This window comes from Embleya sp. NPDC020886, assembly GCF_044333915.1.
Classification (GTDB): domain Bacteria; phylum Actinomycetota; class Actinomycetes; order Streptomycetales; family Streptomycetaceae; genus Embleya.
Genome location: NZ_JBIRRX010000009.1, coordinates 168979 through 187274, shown reverse-complemented (window position 1 = coordinate 187274; position 18296 = coordinate 168979). Strand labels below are relative to the sequence as shown.

At 71.1% G+C, this 18296-nt stretch carries 13 protein-coding genes and 1 pseudogene; 6 read left to right on the top strand and 8 right to left on the bottom strand.

All coding sequences use genetic code 11. The features are described 5' to 3' along the window. Nucleotides 1-109: 109 nt before the first annotated feature. The 3 genes from ACH4U8_RS29145 to ACH4U8_RS29135 all read right to left on the bottom strand — a co-directional run bounded on the left by ACH4U8_RS29145 (nucleotide 110) and on the right by ACH4U8_RS29135 (nucleotide 6173). A complete protein-coding gene (locus ACH4U8_RS29145; RefSeq protein ID WP_395781504.1) occupies nucleotides 110-1828 on the bottom strand; it encodes an amidohydrolase in 1719 nt (572 codons plus the stop codon). A gap of 153 nt (nucleotides 1829-1981) precedes the next feature. After that, nucleotides 1982-4648, bottom strand: a complete 2667-nt coding sequence (locus tag ACH4U8_RS29140) for a hypothetical protein (protein ID WP_395781219.1) — start codon at nucleotides 4646-4648, stop codon at nucleotides 1982-1984. Next, nucleotides 4641-6173, bottom strand: a complete 1533-nt coding sequence (locus tag ACH4U8_RS29135; RefSeq protein WP_395781217.1) for a hypothetical protein — start codon at nucleotides 6171-6173, stop codon at nucleotides 4641-4643. The genes ACH4U8_RS29140 and ACH4U8_RS29135 overlap by 8 nt, the downstream gene beginning before the upstream one ends. A 188-nt stretch (nucleotides 6174-6361) precedes the next feature. Here ACH4U8_RS29135 and ACH4U8_RS29130 point away from each other — a divergent pair, with 188 nt between their 5' ends. From ACH4U8_RS29130 to ACH4U8_RS29105, 6 genes are all read left to right on the top strand, one after another. After that, the gene (locus ACH4U8_RS29130; protein WP_395781215.1) at nucleotides 6362-7054 is read left to right on the top strand and encodes a type 1 glutamine amidotransferase; all 693 of its coding nucleotides are present in this window, start codon (nucleotides 6362-6364) and stop codon (nucleotides 7052-7054) included. A 1014-nt stretch (nucleotides 7055-8068) separates the two neighbouring features. Continuing rightward, nucleotides 8069-9136 carry a phytanoyl-CoA dioxygenase family protein gene (locus tag ACH4U8_RS29125; RefSeq protein ID WP_395781213.1) on the top strand — a complete coding sequence of 356 codons (1068 nt, stop codon included), beginning with the start codon at nucleotides 8069-8071 and terminating at the stop codon, nucleotides 9134-9136. Next, complete coding sequence (locus tag ACH4U8_RS29120; protein ID WP_395781211.1) at nucleotides 9118-10431, top strand: DUF6271 family protein; 1314 nt, start codon at nucleotides 9118-9120, stop codon at nucleotides 10429-10431. The genes ACH4U8_RS29125 and ACH4U8_RS29120 overlap by 19 nt, the downstream gene beginning before the upstream one ends. A 35-nt stretch (nucleotides 10432-10466) precedes the next feature. Beyond that, complete coding sequence (locus tag ACH4U8_RS29115) at nucleotides 10467-11687, top strand: type III PLP-dependent enzyme (protein ID WP_395781209.1); 1221 nt, start codon at nucleotides 10467-10469, stop codon at nucleotides 11685-11687. After that, a complete protein-coding gene (locus ACH4U8_RS29110; RefSeq protein ID WP_379990047.1) occupies nucleotides 11677-12207 on the top strand; it encodes a GNAT family N-acetyltransferase in 531 nt (176 codons plus the stop codon). The genes ACH4U8_RS29115 and ACH4U8_RS29110 overlap by 11 nt, the downstream gene beginning before the upstream one ends. Before the next feature lie 10 nt (nucleotides 12208-12217). Next, complete coding sequence (locus ACH4U8_RS29105) at nucleotides 12218-13477, top strand: MFS transporter (protein ID WP_395781207.1); 1260 nt, start codon at nucleotides 12218-12220, stop codon at nucleotides 13475-13477. A 15-nt stretch (nucleotides 13478-13492) separates the two neighbouring features. Here ACH4U8_RS29105 and ACH4U8_RS29100 read toward each other — a convergent pair whose 3' ends face one another. The 5 genes and pseudogenes from ACH4U8_RS29100 to ACH4U8_RS29080 form a co-directional block, all read right to left on the bottom strand. Beyond that, nucleotides 13493-14677: an FAD-dependent oxidoreductase gene (locus ACH4U8_RS29100; RefSeq protein ID WP_360319558.1), complete on the bottom strand. Its 1185-nt coding sequence runs from the start codon at nucleotides 14675-14677 to the stop codon at nucleotides 13493-13495. Nucleotides 14678-14680: 3 nt separating this feature from the next. Beyond that, on the bottom strand, nucleotides 14681-14869 hold the full coding sequence (locus tag ACH4U8_RS29095) for a ferredoxin (RefSeq protein WP_360319556.1): 189 nt from the start codon (nucleotides 14867-14869) through the stop codon (nucleotides 14681-14683). Between the two features lie 64 nt (nucleotides 14870-14933). Continuing rightward, nucleotides 14934-15788 (bottom strand): fumarylacetoacetate hydrolase family protein, encoded by an 855-nt coding sequence (locus ACH4U8_RS29090; protein ID WP_395781502.1) that lies wholly within the window; start codon nucleotides 15786-15788, stop codon nucleotides 14934-14936. Then, nucleotides 15785-16702 (bottom strand): catechol 1,2-dioxygenase, encoded by a 918-nt coding sequence (locus ACH4U8_RS29085; RefSeq protein ID WP_395781500.1) that lies wholly within the window; start codon nucleotides 16700-16702, stop codon nucleotides 15785-15787. Before ACH4U8_RS29085 ends, ACH4U8_RS29090 begins: the two co-directional genes overlap by 4 nt. Next, nucleotides 16698-18165 (bottom strand): annotated as a pseudogene (locus tag ACH4U8_RS29080) (aldehyde dehydrogenase); the annotation flags it as partial. The pseudogene ACH4U8_RS29080 and the gene ACH4U8_RS29085, both read right to left, overlap by 5 nt. Nucleotides 18166-18296 lie beyond the last annotated feature (131 nt).

The following is an 18296-nucleotide window of genomic DNA, read 5'->3' as shown; positions in this document are numbered from 1 at the left end:
GCGGGACCGGTGGGGCAGGCCGACCGCCGCCGGTCGCCGCAGGCAGCGGCTCGGGCCCCGCCAGGGCCTTGCGGCGCGGTGGGTGGTGCCGTCGGTGGGCAGGGCAGGGCTATCCGGCCGTGTACACGATCCGGCCGTCGAAGATGGTCAACGCGACCGGCAGGTCGGCGATCTCGTGCGGGTCGGCGGTGGTCAGGTCGCCGTCCAGGACGCACACGTCGGCGACCTTGCCCACCTCCAGCGAGCCCTTCCAGTCCTCGGCGAAGTCCTGGCGCGCGGCGTTGATCGTGTACGCGCGCACCGCCGTGGCCAGGTCCACGCACTGCTCCGGGCCGCTGGGCCGGCCGGTGGCCTTGGACTCGCGCAACATCATCGCGGACACCCCGCGGCGCCAATCGGGATGCGTGATCGGCGCGTCCGAACTCGCCGTCACCGCGATGCCCGCCTGCACGGCGCTGCGCACCGGCCACTGGTAGGCGGAGCGCTCGGGGCCGACCACGTCGTCCATCAGGTCGGCGATGGTCCACTTGATCGCCGGGTTCATGTTCACGCCCCAGCCGTGTTCGGCGAGCGTGCGCAGGCTGCGCGGTGTGCAGAAGTCGCCGTGGATGACGTAGTGCCGTTCGTCCTCGCGCGGGCACGCCGCCGCGGCCTCCTCGAACGCCTCGACCAGCGCGTCGATCGCCCGGTCGCCGGTGACGTGTACGCCGATCTGGTGTCCGGCGGCATGCGCGTGCCGAACGATGGTGCGCAGTTCGTCCACCCGCAGGACGTCCGAGTCGCCGTGCATGCACAGGCAGCCGTTGCCGCCGCCGACGTACTCCTCCCGCATCCACGCGGTGCGGCTCGGCGGGATGCCGTCCGCGAAGACCTTGACGCCCAGGATTCGCAACAGGCGCGGATCGAGGTCGGCGATGCCGTCCGGGAGCGGCGCGGCCAGTCGTTCGGGCAACACGTCAGCGGCCTCGCCCATGGCCAGCGGCAGCAACAACACGTTCACCCGGGCCGCGAGTTCGCCCGAGCGGGCCAGGTCCGCGTAGACCGCCAGGGTGTCCGCGCCGGCCGCGCCGAGGAACAACGAGCCACCGCCCGGGCCCAGGCCGGGTTCGGTGAAGCTGGTGATGCCCTCGGCGTGGCAGATGGCCACCGCCGCGCGTACCGCCCGTTCGCGATCGGCCCGAGTCATCGGCGGTACGGCCGCGTTGACCAGGTTCTGCGCGCCTTCGCGAAGCAGGCCGGTGGGCTCGCCGGCGGCGTCGACCTCGATGATGCCGCCGGGTGGGGCGACCGTATCCCGGTCGATCCCGGCGGCCCGCAGGGCATGGCTGTTCAACCACGCGGTGTGCCCACTGAACTCGTAGAGCAGGACGGGCCGATCCGTGACCACCGCGTCCAGGTCCCGGCGATGCGGCAGGCGCGCGTCGGCCCCGGCCGACGACGTCGATCGGCACTCGGCCAGGTAACCGACGTCCCAACCGTTGCCGATCACCCAGGCGTCCGGCGGCAGCGTCTCGGCGTGCCGGGCGACGGCGGCGGCGATGTCGGCGATCGACTCGACGGCGGGGTACGACACGTCGACGGCGAGCGGCGGGCGGGTGGCGCCGAAGGCGCATGCGTGCAGATGCGAGTCGTTGATCCCCGGCAACGCGGTCCGGCCGGCCAGGTCGATCACCTCGGTCCCCGGGCCGATCAGTGGCCGGATCTCGGCGTCCGAGCCGACCGCGACGATCCGGCCGGCATGCACCGCGAGCGCCTCGGCGACGGTGAACGCGGCGTCCACGGTGAGTACGCGACCGTTGGTCAGGACAAGATCGGCGCAGACCGGCATCCGGGTCTCCTTGCGTAGCGACAACACACCGGGGACACCACACCCGATATTATTTGACCCCAAACGATAAAGATCGCCCCGGCCGACCACAAGACCTCACGACGATTCTTCGAACGTCCATGGGCGGGTTCCGGGCGCCGGGAATCGGCCGGGCTACGACCGGCAGCGAGGCGGCCGGGGGTCGACCAGGTCCATCTCGCCCAGGAGTCGGCAAGCCAGGTCGAAGGGCTTGTTCCGGGGGCCGTGCGACACGGAGGGGGCCGATTCGAAGCTCCGCTGTGCGGCGAGGGCCCGGGGGCCGACCAGTCCGGCGAGTCGGAAGTGCCGCCAGAGCGGGTTCGACCGAGGGGCGTCGACGACAATGAGATCGGGGCGGCGCCAGACGACCAGCGCCCAGGGTTCGCCGTTCGACCCCGAGCCGGCCCAGGCACCGACCAGGGATGCCTCCTCGGCCGCGCCGACTGCTTCGAGCGCCACCAGTGCGGGGTTGCCGAAGCGGCCTTCGACGTGGAGCAACCACGGAGCGTGGCGGTGTACTTCGCGGCCCCGCTCGGCAAGGGTCCGCACGGCGTCGGCGAGCGGGTCGCTCCGCGTCACGTCGGCCGCGACATCGAGCACCGCCGCCGGGCCGACGGCCGGCCCGAAGGCCGCGCCGAGCAGCGACGTGTACTCCGCGATGTAGACGGGATCCGCTGCGGGCAGCAGCCGGCCGGCCGCCGTGGCCGCCGCGTTGAAGGCGAGGGTCTCCGGGGTGATTTCGTAGCGCGGGGCGTGGCTGCGAAGCACCGCGAGGGCGACCGCCGCGAGGCTGCCGACCTGGGACTGCACTCGCTCCGGAAGATCCCGAAGATCCGGGTGGTCCGGGTGTCCCGGGTGATCCGGGTGATCCAGGGCGCAGACGGCCCGGGAGAGCAGCGGCAGCCACTCGTCCGTGCGTGCCTGCGGCCAGGCGCCGGCCGCCGCGGTCCACAGGGTCAGCCGCACGACGAGCATGCGTTCGGGCGGATTCAGACCGGGGGCGAGGGCAACGAGACGTTCCACCCAGCGCCGATAGCGCCGGCGCACCGCCGGATCGCTCTCCCGAAGGTCGGGCAGGGCGGGAGCGTCGCCGCCGATCCCGGCCGCCTCGGCATCGTCCTCGTCAAAAGCCGACTCGACCTCCTCGCGCTCGTCCCAGGACACCGGCAGCAGGTCCTGGACGGGCGCACTCGGGCCGGGAGCCACCGGAAGCCCGAGCGCGAAGAGCACCAGCGGCCGCCCGACTCGCCCGGCGCACTCGTCCAGATAGCGCTCCCAACCACCCTCGTCGGCGCCCGGGGTTGCCCTCGTGCCCGAAGCACCCCCGGCGTTGCCGACGGAGGCGCCCCCGACCGCCGAGGGCAGCCCGGCGCGGAGGGCTTCCAGGTCGCTCAGGAAACGTTCGGCCAGTCGAAAGTCCGCGAACAGGTCCGGCGGCCGGGTCGTGGGGGCCTGGAACCCGGACGGCGCGACCCGGCGCAGTGCGCGGTCGGGGTCGACCACGAACACGAGGTTGCCGAAGGTCGGCACGCCGTCGGCGTCGACAACGACCAGACGCACCCGGCTGCCCGCGTCCGCCGAGGCCGTCACGGTCCACGCGACCTCGCCGGCCGGTATGTCGGCGATCCGCTCCCACGTCTCCGGCGGGGCGATCGCCGGGGACAACTCCAGGTGGGCGATGTCGGGGAGGGGCCGGGCGGTACTGATCTCCAGGCCGTCCGGCACGCGGATGGCGCCGAGCAACAACGGCCCGCCCCGGGCGGGCGTGCGGGTCGGCGGAACGACCGTACGCAGTCGGGCGACGGGCTCGGCGGTACCGGGCGGCAGGAGCGTGGCGGAGACGGGAGTGATGATGCCCAGTTCGCAGTTGCCGCCGCTGTCCCGGGCGAGCAGCAAAGCCGCCGAGGAGATGTTCGGGCTGCCGGTCAGCGTCCACCGTCGGCCCCCGGACACCCACTCGACGAGCTTCCCGTGCCGGTACCGCTCGTCGTGGTCCGCGACGACTCGGCCGTCGTACTCCTGCACCAGGGCGGCGACCGACGGGCCGTCCAGATCGCTGAGTCCCGGCTGGTAGGCGAGGGTGAACCGGCCCGGACGCAAACGTTGCAACAATCGCCGCAAAGCCGACGAGCGCCGGTCGTGGAAGGGCGCGAACACGGCCAACTCGTCGACCGGTCCGTGCGGCAGCCGGTCGATGATGGGCGAGCGCAGGTTGCCGACGACCCGGACCTGCGATGCGGTCGGGGTCCGATCGTGGTGGAGCCGGTCGAGCAGGGCGGCGACCCGACCCAGTGCCTGCGGCACCCCGGCGGAGAACCGCACCGTTTCCGGGAGGTCGCGCAGCCATGCCACCAGGTCCGGTAGTGCGGCGGGGCTTTGTTCGCCGTCCACCCGCAGTACGGTCCACAGTTCCGCGTTGCCCTGCCAGCCGGCCAGGGTGGTGTTGCCGGAGCCGAGGGCGATGGTGGCGCGCTCCGGACCGGCCAGGACCATCAACTTGGGGTGGAACGCCGCACCGTCGGCGTAGGCCAGTCCGGCGAGGTAGCTGCGGCCGGCCAGCCGTACCGATCTGGGATCGTTGCGTGCCATGGTGACGTCACCGACGACCGTGACACGTGCTCCGGTGGCCTGGGTGGCGCCGAGGACGATCTCCTCGAAGAAGCCGAGGTCGGTGGTGAAGCCGAGGAAGAGTGCCTCTTCCATCCCGGCTCCGCCGTTGCGCGCCTCGTCGAGGATGAGGGTCAACGGCGAGGCGAACGTGCCCGGCGCCGGCACTCCCGGCTCCGACGCGGTCTCAGCCAACGAGCACCTTTCCGCGTCCGGTCACCGACCAGCGCTCGTCTCGGTAGTGCAGTACGCCGCAAGTGGCGAGCACGGTGCCGAGTTGGTCCAGTCGCAGACCGACGTCGCCGCGCCCCTCCTGGCTGGTCCGGTACAACAGGCCGTCGCGCTCGTGCAGTCGGGTCGGCAACCACAGCGAACCGTCGGTACGCGGGCGGGCTTTGGCCAAGGCGATGCGTTGCGAGCGCGCCACCAGATCGTGGGTGAGTCGACGGGCGAGATCGCGCAACCCCCCGGGCCGGGCCTCGTCGAGTCGCCACTGCACCCACTCCGGGCCGAGTTCGACGCCGCGCCGGCCGAGAAACGCCTCCCGGGCCGGGCCGGCGAGTTCGTCCACCCGGCGAGCGCCGGCGGCGAGGACGCGCAACTCGGCCAGGGGCAACGGATCATCCGCCGACCGCAGATCGTGCTCGGCGGTCAACGACACCCCCGTCGTGCTCTGCGTCGCCGGGAGGTCGGACAGGAAGGCGGTCAGCGCGATGTCGGGCAACTCGGCCGCGAAACGATCGGCCAGTTCCTCGACGGGCAACAATCCGTCGACCTGTTCGACCAACCAGGACCACAGGCGGCGCCACGCACCGACCGAGTAGTTCCGCAACACCACCCCACGCCAGGCGGCGGCGACGTTCATCTCGCGGGTCACGACATCACGGGTCAGGAAGTCGCCGAAGGCGAGGACCGGACCGACGTCCCGGGTGAAGGAGGTGACGTGGTGGGTGGCGACCACCCGGGCCAACAGTCGAATCGTCTCTCGCCGCGTCCGCGAGCGGGCACCCCCGTCGGTCGATCCGCCCGGGCCGCACATCAGCTTCGCCAACCACGCCCCGTCGGGACGGTCACCGTCGGCGCACACGCACAACCGTTCGCCGAATCCGCCGAGTTCGTCCACGTGCAGCTCGTCCTCGGCGGCGAGTTCGAGCACCTCACCCAATCCGTGACGCACCGCCTTCCGGTCGAGCAGTGCTCCGGGCACCGGCATCGGACCGGGGGCGAGAATACCCAGCGCGGTCTCGGATCCGGCGTATGGTCCCCAGAATCCCCACGCGTTGCGCACGTAGCCGTCCTTGCCGGGGACTTCCGCCTCGGCCATGGTGACCGTCCCGCCCTGTAACCGTCGGGCCATGGCGTCGACGCCATGGGCACGCGGGAGCCACTCCAGGCCCTGCGGATGATGCGCGAACGACACGGCGGCCAGCGCCACTTCCGCACGGCGCAGCAGCGTTTGGGCGGCCTCGACGGTCAGCCCCTTCGCGTCGGCGTGCTCCGCGACCAGCCCGTGCAGTGCGTAGTAGCGCGCGTGCGGCGTTCCCGTGGTCACGCCCGGCACCAGTTCGCCGACCATGTGCATCACGTGCCGTTCCACCGAGAGCGGGAACCGGCCTGCGGCGATGTCCAGACCCGGGCGACTCCACCCGGGTCCATCGACGACCCCGGCGGCGGTCGCGTCTTCGCCGGCGGTTGTCGCATGCTCGGTCGACCCTGCCACACCACTCCCGTGTTTCGGCATTTTCCCGCCATCCGCCCGACTCCGTTCGAGCAGGCGACCGGTCAGTCATTGTGACGCAACCCATCGTCATCGTGCAGAGGTTCCGGATACACGGTCGACACCCGACCTTGTGGTTCGGCGGCGGATCGGCTTATCGTTTGGGATCAAATTACCTTCGGAGGCCCTTGGTGCGCGCCCTGATCATTCGCCATGAGCATCAGTCGCATGCCGGGTATGTCGGGGCGCGGCTGGTCGAGCGCGGGTTCGCGTTGCACGAGGTGACGGTGGTGCCCGAGGAGCGATTTCACGCGCCCGATGTGCGGTTCGACTTTCCGAGTGCCGGCGATTTCGACGTTGTGGTGTCGCTCGGAGCGCCGTGGTCGGTCTATGACAGCGCGACGATAGGGAGCTGGATCGGCGGGGAACTCGCGTTGCTGGCCGAGGCGGTCCGGGCGGACGTACCCGTCCTGGGGATCTGCTTCGGTGCGCAGGCGCTGGCCGCGGCGCTCGGTGGGCGCGTGGAGCGGGCACCGGCGTTCGAACTGGGGTGGCACACGGTCGAGTCGGACGAGCCGACGCTGATCCCGACGGGCCCCTGGTATCAGTGGCACTTCGACCGATTCGTCGTCCCGCCGGGTGGGCGGGCGATCGCCCGGTCCGCGGCCGGGCCGCAGGCGTACGTCGTGGGTCGCTCGCTCGGTGTGCAGTTCCATCCCGAGGTCACCCCGGGGATCGTGGCCGCGTGGCTGGCCGGTGGCGGCGACGCCCAGGTCCGCGACCTCGGCCTGGACGTCGAGGCGTTGCGGCGGGTGGAGCCGGGGGCTCGGGAGCGGGCCGCGGCGCTGGTGGACGCGTTCCTGGCGGACGTGGCCGAGATCTGAGCGGCACGCGGGAGCGGCACGCGGCAGCGGCACCCGAAAGCCCCCGGTGGGCGTCCATGGTCGGGACACTCCGGAAGCCGCCGTGTTCATCCAGGGTTCAGCACGAACTCACCATCCCCATAAACAAGTTGCCCTACCATCCCGTCTTCCGCGTCGGCTCTTCGGGTGCCCCGACACAACCGCCGAATCCGTCACCGTGCGCCCACGGGCGGTTGCAAAAAGGATCAACGCGGGGGTTGACACTGAAAGTTGGTCTAGACCAACCTAGTGGAACGGGGATCGGAGAGGTGTGTTCCGGCATGGCCGTCGGCTGATCGAGCGGACCGGCCGGCCCGCACCGCGGATCCGTCACGAGCACTCCACGACCCGTGCGGGCACCGCGTACGAGAAGGTGGCAAACCAAGCCATGTCATCACGAAGAACCACAACCTCCGCCGCCTGACCGACCGGGCGCGGTAGCGCACTCGCCGACCGAGTCCGCCTGCCGTCGGACCCGTTCGGCCCTGCGCAAAGCTGCGCCGTGGGTCGGGTGACCCGGGGTCGACGAAGGGTCCACCCGCCACCATCGGTCGCCCACCGGGCGTCTGCGGACCATCACAGCCACCGCTGTACAGACGAGCCTCCGCAGTTCCCGGACAACCTCACGCGACGCCACCGTCCACCGTCGGCGCAACCGCGCCGGCGTGCGGCGCGGCGCTCCGCCGAGGATGCACCGGCGACCGTCCCTGATCGGTCCGCGGCACGACGCCGCCGGCCGGGACGGCAGCCCCAGGGCGTGTCCCCAACACCCGCCGCGTATGCGAACCGCCTTTTCCGGAAGGCTGCTTCGCCATGCCACCGGCTCGACCGGCCGATCCCGGACGACCACGGCGACTTCGCCGGCGACCACATCGAGACCGTTCCCGACATCGGTCGCGGCGCCCGAACCCGACCTCCGACACCCGATCGATCAACCGCCGAGAGTGCGGTCGATGTGCGCTCAGCCACGGAAAATTCGAGCCTTGGAGTGAACCCATGCCGACGCCCGACCCCTATCCGTATCGAGCAGCCTCCGACATCCCCTACTTCAGTGCGGACGGCGAGACGTATCTGGCCCCGACACCACTGCGTGATCTCAAGAAGTCCAGACCTCTTCGCGTGTTGTCCGAGGCGGACTTCGACTTCTGGCAGACCTTCGGGTACATCGTGGTGCGCGAGGCCATCCCGGCCGCCGCCGCGGCCCGCCTGCTCGAATTCGCCTGGGACTTCCAAGGACTGGATCCGCAACAGCCGCAGGGTTGGTACTCCGACGATCGGGAGTTCCGCTCCGATCTCGACCGGGAACTGCACATCTACGGATTCGTCGAGGCGTACCACCATCAGCTCATCTGGGACAGCCGCCAGACACAACGCGTCTACGACGCGTTCGTCGACGTCTGGGACTGCGAACAGTTGTGGGTGACCCTGGATCGCCTCAACCTGAACCCGCCCAACATCCGGGACCGCGATCGTGCGCACATCGCGCCCACGGACCAGGGATTCGACATCGAGTTGCACTGGGACGTGGACACCACCCTCGAAGTGCCGCCGCAACGGGTCCAGGGCATCATCGCGCTCGACGCGACCCGGCCGGAGCACGGCGGATTCCAGTGCTCACCCGAGCTGTTCCGCCGGTTCGGCGAGTGGAAGGCCGGTCAACCCGCGAATCGGGATGCCATCCGGCCCGCCGTCGACCGCACCGAATTCCCGGTGATCCGACCGGAACTCCAAGCCGGCGATCTGCTGATCTGGAACGGCCTGCTCGCCCACGGGGTGGCCCGCAACGGCTCGGCGAACGGCGTCCGCGCGGTCCAGTACCTCTCCATGATGCCGGCGCTGGAATCCCACCACGAACAACGCCGATCCCGGATCGAGTCCTGGCGTCGGCTGAGCACACCGGACTGGAACAAGACCCTCGTCGGCGATGCCACCAGGCACGAGTCGCTGCGCTACGGCACCGCCACGCTGAACGACCTCGGCAGGAAACTCCTGGGGCTCGAATCCTGGAACGGGCACGACACCGAACAGTTCACCGGAGAGCCGGCATGCACAAAATCTGCCTGACCCTGCCCACGAACCGCGCCTGCACCGCAACGATATCCGCCATCGGCGAGGAAGCCGCCTACGCGGCACGGCACTTCGACGTCGAGGTGCACCTGCTGATCCTCGACTCCTGCGAACGGGCCACGTTCGCGATCCACGCCAAGACCGTCGTCGCGCTGCCCGCGTCGCCGCACGTGATCGTGCACCATCTCGACGAGGCCGCCCAGCGGGACTTCCTGCGCAGGGTCCTCGACCGCGCCGGTATCGACCCGCCGGACCGGTATCTCGACCTGATGTTGCCCGCCGCCGTTTCCTACGGCGCCTGCACCAATCGTGCCTTCCTGATCGCCGCCGCACTCGGGTGCGCATCGATGCACCGCCGGGATTCGGACAGCAACTATCAGACGCTGGACGGCGAACCGATCTTCCCCATCCGGCCCGAGCTGACCTCGCTCGGAAAACGCGCCCGGGACGCGGCGTCCGGCGTGAGCGAGACCGTCCTGGATCCGGTCCACGCCGACAAACCCGTGATGCTGGCCGGCAGTTCCTTCGTCGGCGAAATGTCCGTGGACATCGGGGAGATCCAACGCCTGGACCCGGCGGCCTATTTCGACATCGTCAGCCTGTGGGCCCCGCCCGAATGGTCGGCCGAACAAAAGCGGCGACTGGTCGAGGAATCCTTCACCGGAGCGGGCACCGACCCCTTCGCCCGGGACCACTCGACCCTGACCATCGTCGACCCGATGCGGCTGGACATGTGCAACATCGCCTTCCGCCACGAGGTGTACGAGCGGGTACCGCTGCCGCCTGCGACCGACACCATCGGCAGCGACTACTTCCTCATGCACCTGGTGCACGACGCCCAGTTGCCGGGTGTGCTGCACAACCGCAACATCGTCAACTTCCACACCGAGGAACGGCGCACCGACGCGGGCTTCGCCGCCTATCACCTGCGGCTGACCAAGTTCTTCCTGTCGATGCTCTACTTCAACGCCGTCTACGCCGAAATGGCGACGGCCGGCGGTGCGCTGCTCGACGCCGAACAACGCCTGCGGCCCGCCGCCGTCGCCGCACTCGCCCGGGACAGCGCCCGATCCGATCGGGCCGAGAACGTACGCCGGTTGCACAGTCTCGACCGCTCCTACCGCAGCCTGGGCGGCAGATATGCCGAGTTCGCCGACACGCTGTCCGCCCTCGGCCCGCGACTGCTCGACGAGGCCCGGGCGGACATCGAAGACTTCGCGCTGCTGATCGAGGCGTGGGCGGCACTGATCCACGCGAGCAAGGCCACGAGCGTCCACGAACCGCACGGATAGTGGGACCCGGACCCATCATGCACGTAAACGCACGTATGCATACCGCCCTGACGGCTTCCACCGACGATCGCATCGTCTTCGATCTCACCGGCATCGAGGAGCGATACGAGACGCTGCTCGCCGAGTTGCCCGACATCTCGGTCAGATTCGCGATGAAGGCATGCCCCGTCGACGAGGTGCTCTCCTGCCTGGCCCGCAAGGGCGCCGGCTTCGACGCGGCGAGTCCGCGCGAGATCGAGCAGGCGATCGCCACCGGCGTACCGATCGACCGCATCCACTACGGCAACACCATCAAGTCGGACCGGGACATCCGGGACGCATACCGGCTCGGGATCCGGGATTTCGCCACCGACAGCATCGAGGACGTGCGCGCCGTCGCGCAGCACGCCCCGGGCGCCCGGGTGTTCTGCCGGCTGGCCACCGGCGGCGAGGGTGCCCTGTGGGGCCTGAGCCGCAAGTTCGGCTGCTCGGGAACCGATGCCGTGCTGGTCCTGGAGGAGGCCCGGGCGCTGGGGCTGGCTCCGGCCGGCCTGTCCGTCCACGTCGGCTCGCAACAGATGACCGCCGGGGCCTGGCAGGACGCCTTCGACCGACTGGCGGACGTGCTCGCGGAGCTGAATCGGCGCGGGACGGCCCCGGACCACATCAACCTCGGCGGAGGGTTGCCCGCCCTGGGCTACCTGGACCGGCACGGCCGGCCGCTGGATCCGCCGCTGGACAAGATCTTCGTGGTGATCCGCGAGGGCATCCAACGACTCCGCGAACTCTCCGCATCGCCGCTGGACTTCCTGATGGAGCCGGGCCGCTGGTTCGTCGCCGACAACGGCGCCATCCGGGCCCGGGTCTCCCGCTTGTCGGCCCGCGAACAACTCGACGGTGAACGCGAGTTCTGGCTCTACCTGAGCTGCGGCAAGTTCAACGGCCTGTACGAGATGGACGAATTGCAGTATCGGCTGGTCTTCCCCACGCACCCCGACACGGAGTACGTGCCGGCCGTCGTCGCCGGACCGACCTGCGACAGCGACGACACCTACCCGTACGAGGAGGACCTGGTGCCGGTGCCCCGGGGAGTCGCCTCGGGGGATCCGGTGTGGATCGTCTCCTGCGGCGCCTACGTCACCAGTTACACGACCCGGGGGTTCAACGGATTCGCCCCGCTTCCCTACTCCTGGGTCGGCGGCGGGCCCGACCCGGCGTGGGATCCCTCGTCCGACCTCGACGTATGGCCGGAGGGGGGTGGTGTGGATGGGACATGACGTGCACATCCGGCGCATCGCCGAGGGCGACTGGGACGCCATCGTCGCGCTGGAGGCGGCCACCTATTCCGCCGGCGCGTTGTCCGAGGGACGGGACGCGTTGCGATCCCGGGCCCGTTCCTCGCCGGCCACCTGCTTCGTATTGCACTACGAGCAACGACCGGCGGGCTACCTGCTGGCGCTGCCCTACCCGATGTTCCGCTATCCGGACCTGTCCCGGCCGGAGCAGGTCGTGCACCACTCGCGCAATCTGCACCTGCACGACCTGGTCGTCGCCCGGCACGTGCGGGGCAACGGCCTGGCCCGTGAACTCCTGCACCGGCTGACCGCGACGGCCCGGGCGAAGAAGTACGAACGCATCTCGCTGATCGCCGTCGGCGGCAGCGAGGGCTTCTGGTCGGCGAACGCGTTCGACGCCGTACCCGAGGTGGCGCTCGCGCCGGGCTACGGCGCGGGCGCGGTGTACATGTCCACGCCGGTGCGCAGATCCGAACCGGTGTATCCCCGGAAGGCGAAGTAGGCCGATGCACATGTTTCGCGTTCGCGACGATTTTCGCCGGGCACAACTGGCGATCGCGGCACTGTTTTGTTTTCTCGGGCTGCAATACGCCACCTGGGCCTCGCGGTTGCCCGCGATCAAGGCGGAACTGGGCCTGAGCGAGGCGGAGGTGGGCCTGTTGTTGATGGCCTGCGGCGCGGGCGCGGCGGCCTCCTTCCCGCTCGTCGCGGTGCTGACCGAACGGCTGGGATCACGCCGGTTGGCGCTGTCCTCCGCCCTGGCCCTCGGCCTCCTGTTGCTCGCCTTGGCCGGCGCACCGAACTACCCGGTCGCGCTGGTGATCATCTGCTGCGACGGGGTCGCGGTCGGCTGTCTCAACGTGGCGATGAACGCGCAGGGCGCCGCGCTGGAGGTCCGGTACCGGCGCACCGCGATGTCGCAACTGCACGCCACGTTCAGCGCCGGTTCGTTGTGCGCCGCGTTGCTCGCCTCCGGGATGAACGCGCTGACCTCGAACCTGGCCGCGCACTTCGCGGTCGCCGCCGGGTTGTTGCTGCTGCTCCTGGCCTACGCCCGGCCTGCCCTGCTGCCGGCCGATCGAGCGGCGGCCGAGCCCGCCGAGGCCGAGCAGTCCACGCGGCCGGGCCGGCGCGGGTGGGCTCTGCCGTCCCTGGTCACCGTCTGGATGGGCACCGCGATGGCGTTCGGCACGGTCACCGAGGGAGCGATGAACGACTGGTCGGCCCTGTACATGAAGGATGTCGCGCACGCGGCCTCGGAGGTCGCGCCGCTGGGCATCGCGGTGGTCTCGGTGATGATGGTACTGGCCCGGGTCTTCGCCGACGGGTGGCGCAGTCGGTGGGGCGACGGCCGGATCGTCCGGGTCGGCAGCGCGTTGGCCGGCGTCGGGCTGGCGGTCGCGTTGCTGGTGGGCGGCGTGGTGCCGGCGCTGATCGGCTTCGCGTGTGTCGGGTTGGGCATCGCCGCCGTGACGCCGTGCGTCTACGTCGCGGCGGCCCGGGCGGGTTCGGACGCGCTGGCCCTGGTCGCCGCGATGGGCACCACCGGCCTGCTCGCCGGGCCGGCGGTGATCGGCTTCATCGCGAGCGGCAGCAGCCTGGTGTGGGGCATGGGCGCGGTGGCCGGGTCGGCGATGCTGGTGTCGGTGTGCGCCGGCCGGATCCGCTGGACCGGCCCGGACGACGCCCACCCGCCCGCGCGGGCCGAGGGCGCAGCGGTCGAGCCACGCCCGCAGGCCACGCCCGAGGTGGAGCCGCTCACCGGCGGCTGAGCCCGCCGGGGGCGGTCAGGCGACCAGCTCCCGGCGGTACTTCGCGGCCAGGGCGATCGCCCGCCCACCCAGCGCCACCACGCCCACCAGTGCGCCGGCGCGGTGGTAGCCGACCGCGCAGTCGCCGTCCCAGTCGCCTTCGAGCAGGCGGATGTCCGCGCCGCCCAGCCCGGGCGCGCCGTACGACTGGAGGCGCTGGTCGTACTGGTCCGACCAGAAGGTGGGCAGCGGCGCGAACGGCGTCGACGCGCAGTCCGTGCCGGCCAGGTGGGCGGCGAGCGTGCGGGCCGCGTGTTTGGCGCTGTCGGTGGGGATGCTCCAGTGTTCGACCCGGCGCGGTACGTCGTCGTAGCGCGGATTGGCGAACCGGGCCACGTCGCCCACCGCGACCACGTCCGGGCGCGACTCGACCCGCAGCAGGGCGTCGCAGCGCACCCCGTCGGTGAGGTCGAGGCCGTTGCCGGCCAGCCATTCGGTGTTCGGGATCGAGCCGATCGCCTCGACCACGGCGTCGGCGGGCAGTTCCCGGCCGTCGTCCAGCACCACGCCGCGCACGTGTCGCTCGCCGGTCGTGTGCCGCACGGTGCGCCCGAGTTCGAAGCGCACGCCGCGGGCGAGATGCCGCCGGCGCAGCGCCGCGCCGAGGTCGGCGCCGAGCGGGCGGTGCATCGGTTCCGGTTCGGGCGCCACCACGGTCACCTCGGCGCCGAGCGACCGCGCGGTCGCGGCCACTTCGCAGCCGATGAAGCCGGCGCCCACGACCACCACCCGGCGGCCCGGGCCCAGTGCGGCGCGCAGGTGTCGGGCGTCGTCGAGGGTGCGCACGACGTGTCGCCCCGTGCGCGGTCCCGGGCAGGTCAGCCGGCGCGGACGCAGGCCGGTGGCCACCACCAGGCCCGCGTAGGACAACGACTCGCCGTCCGCGAGCCGGATCCGCCGCCGCCCCAGGTCCACGCCGACGGCCCGGCGGCCCAGCCGCCAGTCCACGTCCGCACAACTCGCCCGCAGCCGGAAGGCGACCTCGGCGTGCGCGAGTCCGCCCGCGAGGGCGTCCTTGGACAACGGCGGCCGGTTGTACGGCATGTGCGGCTCGTCGCCGATCACGGTGAGGGCGCCGTGCCAGCCCGCCGCGCGCAGTTGTTCGGCGGCCCGCAGGCCGCCCATCGACGCGCCCACCACGACGACTCGGGGAGCGGTCATGGTTCAGTCCTCGATCGTGATGGCCTGGAGCGGGCACACGTCGGCGGCCTCCTCGACCGACTCGCGCAGCGCGTCGTCCGGGTCGGCGACGAATTCCAGCCGGCCGGCGGAGTCGATCCGAAAGACCTCGGGTGCCGAGAACACGCACTGTCCGTGGTCCTGGCACCGGTCCATGTCGACGACGACCTTCATGGGTGGTGGTCCTTTCCGATCGGTGAGGTGACTGGAGTGGGGAAGGAAGTGGCGGCGAGGACGGTCAGCGCCGCGGTGCCCGGACGCCGCGCAACTCCCAGTCGCCGCCCAGTGCGGTGGAGCGCACCTCCTCGGACTCGGTGGGCTGCGCGCCGCAGTCGGCGCGGATCGGGGTCGGGCCCTCCACGATGTGGTTGGCGAGTCGACCCAGTCCCTCGACCTCGACCTCCACCACGTCGCCCGGCTGCACCGGACGCGAGCCCGCGGGCGTGCCGGAGAGCAGCACATCGCCCGGGTCCAACGTGATCGTGCGGGCGATGTCGGCGACGAGGTAGTGCATGTCCCATTCCATCTCGTCGGTCGAACCCTCCTGCACCACCAGGCCGTTGACGTAGGTGCGCAGCGTCTTGCCGCGGAAGTCCCAGCCCTCGACCAGGCCGGGGCCCAGCGGGCACAGCGTGTCCGAGCCCTTGACCCGGAGCATCGAACCCGCGTCGGTGTCCCGGAAGTCGTGCAGGCCGTAGTCGTTGGCCACGGTGTAGCCGCGGATGAAGGCGCCCGCGTCGGCCGGGGCGATGTTGCGGCAGGTGCGGCCGATCACGATGGCGATCTCGCCCTCGTAGTTGAGGTACTTGCAGCCCGCCGGACGCACGATCGCACCGCCGTGCGCGTTCAGCGACGAGGTGGGCTTGTGGAAGTAGGTCGGCGCGGGCGGCAGCGTGGTGCCGAACTCGTCGACCCGGCTGCGGTGGTTGAGATGTACCGCGATGATCTTGCCGGGTTGCACCGGCGGCAGGTGCCGGGCCTCGGCGACGCTGGTGCGTCTGCCGTCGGCGGCGATCAACTCGGCTCCGCTGCGCACGACTTCGACGGTCGTGCCGTCGAGCAGGATGCGGCGATACTCGGTGCTGCTGCTCATGCGAGGTGTCCTTGGCCGGTGGTGGTTCGGGCATCGGAGGCGGTCCAGCCGCCGGCGGGTCGGTCGAACCAGACGTGGGCCTGACCGGTGCCGGTGGCGTTCTCGTAGTCGCCCAGCAGCCGGCCGGGTGCGGTGCACCGTTCCTCGCCGAGCGCGCCGAGCATCATCAGGTAGTGCCCGAAGCGCGCCTCGGGCTTGTACCGCAGGAAGTCCGGCATGCCGGCGAGCACGCTCGCGTGATCGCCGCGTTGCATCCAGGCGATCCGCTGTTCGTCGGCGGCGCGGGCCTGCGGGGTGCGCACGTGCACCGGGTCGGACGCTTCGTGGGCGCGCAGTTCGCGCAGGTTCCAGAAGGTGTGCGAGAAGGCGCCGGACGCCACCAGCAGCACCCTGCGGTCGGTGGCCGCGATGCCGTCGGCGAGTGCGCGGCCCAGCCGCAGGTTGTCCTCGACGTCCGCGGTCTGGCAACAGCCGATGCCCAGCCAGCGTTTGCCGGGCACGCCGAGGTGGTGCCACAGGTTGACGGTGGCGTAGTGGATCGGCAGGTACGGATCCTCGATCGGGGTGATCCAGGTGCCGTGTCGCTGCGCGAAGTTCGCGGTGGCCCGGGCAAGTTCCGGATCGCCGGGGAAGTCGTAGGGGATCTGCCGCATCCCGCGCGGCAGTTCCTCGGAGGTGTACAGCCCACTGCGGTGCGGCTGCGCGGCGATCACGTACTCGACGGTGGTCGCCCAGTGCGAGTCGAAGACCACCACGGTGTCGTAGTCGAGCCGTTCGAACACCTCGGCGCGCAGTCGGGCCAGCGCCGGGACCAGGCTGATCTCCTTGCCCTCGTTGAGTTCGTGCCGGACCTCGCGCGGCAGCATGATGGTGGGCGAATGGGCCAGGATGCCGGCGCCGACGATCTCGCCCATGGTCAGTGCCATCCGTTCGGCGCGGTCACGGTGTTCTTGAGGTCGCAGTAGAAGTCGAAGCTCCACGAGCCGCCCTCGCGGCCGATGCCGGACTCCCGCGAACCGCCGAACGGCGCGCGCAGGTCGCGAACGAAGAAGCAGTTGACCCACAAGGTGCCGGCCACGAGTTGCCCGCCGACCCGCCGGGCCCGTTCCCGATCCCCCGTCACCAGGGTCGCGGCCAGCCCGAATCGGGTGTCGTTGGCGAGTTCGATCGCCTCCGCCTCGGTGCCGAAGGTCTGCAGCGTCAGGACCGGGCCGAAGACCTCCTCCTGGACGATCTCGCTGTCCTGCGCGACGTCGGTGAGCAGTGTGGGGCGGTAGTACCGGCCGCCCAGGTCGGTGTTGCGCCCGCCGCCGAGCAGCGCCTTGGCACCGGCGTCGAGGGCGCGGCGCACGAAGCCGTCCACCCGCTCCACGTGGTCGGTGTGGATGTTGGGGCCCACGTCGGTGGCCGTCTCGCGCGGGTCGCCCTGGACCAGGGTGCCCGCCCGGGCCAGGAAGCGGGCGGTGAACTCGTCGGCGATCGAGGCGTCCACGAGCAGCCGGGTCGCGGCCAGGCAGACCTGACCGGCGTTGTCGTACTGCTCGACCGCGAGCTCGACGGCCAACTCCAGGTCGGCGTCCGCGAAAACCAACAGCGGTGATTTGCCGCCGAGTTCAAGGCTGACCGGAGTCAGGTTGGCGGCGGCCGAGGCGCCGATCCGGCGGGCGGTGGGCACCGATCCGGTGAAGCTGATCCGGCGTACGTCCGGGTGGGCGGTCAGTGCGGCGCCGACCTCGTCGCCGTAGCCCTGGACCACGTTGAACACGCCGGCCGGCAGGCCCGCCTCGGCGGTGATGTCGGCGAGCAACGACGCGGTCAACGGCGTCCATTCGGCGGCCTTGAGCACGACCGTGTTGCCGGCCGCGAGCGCCGGGGCGACCTTCCAGGTGGCCAGCATCAGCGGTGCGTTCCACGGCGTGATCAGCACGCAGGGCCCGGCGGCGTCCCACGAGACGTGGTTGCCGTGGCCCCGGGTGTCGAAGTCGTCGTGGCCCAGGTGTTCGGTGAGCCAGTCCGCGAAGAAGCGGAAGTTGTGGGCGACTCGCGGCATCACCCCGCGCAGGTGCGAGCGCAGCAGCGCGCCGTTGTCGGTGGTCTCCACGATCGCCAGGTCGGCGAGCCGGGCCTCGACCCCGTCGGCGACGGCGTGCAGGAGGCGGGCCCGCTCGGCGGGCGCTGTGGCGGCCCAGGCGGGGAACGCGGCCCGCGCGGCGGCAACCGCCGCGTCCGCCTCGGCGCGGCGGCCCCGGGCGATCTCGCCGAGGGTACTGCCGTCGATGGGCGAGATGTCGGTGAAGGTGTCCGCGGACCCGACGCGCTCGCCACCGATCCAGTGCCGGGTGTCGACGGTGACGCCCGCAACGGTGACCTCGGTCATGGAAAAGCCTCCAAGTCGTTTGACCCCAAACAATTTAGCGAGCCACGATCGGGACGGTCAAGGGGCATCGGGACGGCCGGGGTGCCGAGACGGGCCAAGGGCCGCCCCCACACCCGCTCCGCATTCCCGAC

Bases quoted from the DNA above. Each gene is read 5' to 3' on its own strand.
- ACH4U8_RS29145 (WP_395781504.1), bottom strand. From the start codon at position 1,828: ATGCCGGTCTGCGCCGATCTTGTCCTGACCAACGGTCGCGTACTCACC.
- ACH4U8_RS29125 (WP_395781213.1), top strand. From the start codon at position 8,069: ATGCCGACGCCCGACCCCTATCCGTATCGAGCAGCCTCCGACATCCCC.
- ACH4U8_RS29120 (WP_395781211.1), top strand. From the start codon at position 9,118: ATGCACAAAATCTGCCTGACCCTGCCCACGAACCGCGCCTGCACCGCA.
- ACH4U8_RS29115 (WP_395781209.1), top strand. From the start codon at position 10,467: ATGCATACCGCCCTGACGGCTTCCACCGACGATCGCATCGTCTTCGAT.
- ACH4U8_RS29110 (WP_379990047.1), top strand. From the start codon at position 11,677: ATGGGACATGACGTGCACATCCGGCGCATCGCCGAGGGCGACTGGGAC.
- ACH4U8_RS29105 (WP_395781207.1), top strand. From the start codon at position 12,218: ATGTTTCGCGTTCGCGACGATTTTCGCCGGGCACAACTGGCGATCGCG.
- ACH4U8_RS29100 (WP_360319558.1), bottom strand. From the start codon at position 14,677: ATGACCGCTCCCCGAGTCGTCGTGGTGGGCGCGTCGATGGGCGGCCTG.
- ACH4U8_RS29095 (WP_360319556.1), bottom strand. From the start codon at position 14,869: ATGAAGGTCGTCGTCGACATGGACCGGTGCCAGGACCACGGACAGTGC.
- ACH4U8_RS29090 (WP_395781502.1), bottom strand. From the start codon at position 15,788: ATGAGCAGCAGCACCGAGTATCGCCGCATCCTGCTCGACGGCACGACC.
- ACH4U8_RS29085 (WP_395781500.1), bottom strand. From the start codon at position 16,702: ATGGGCGAGATCGTCGGCGCCGGCATCCTGGCCCATTCGCCCACCATC.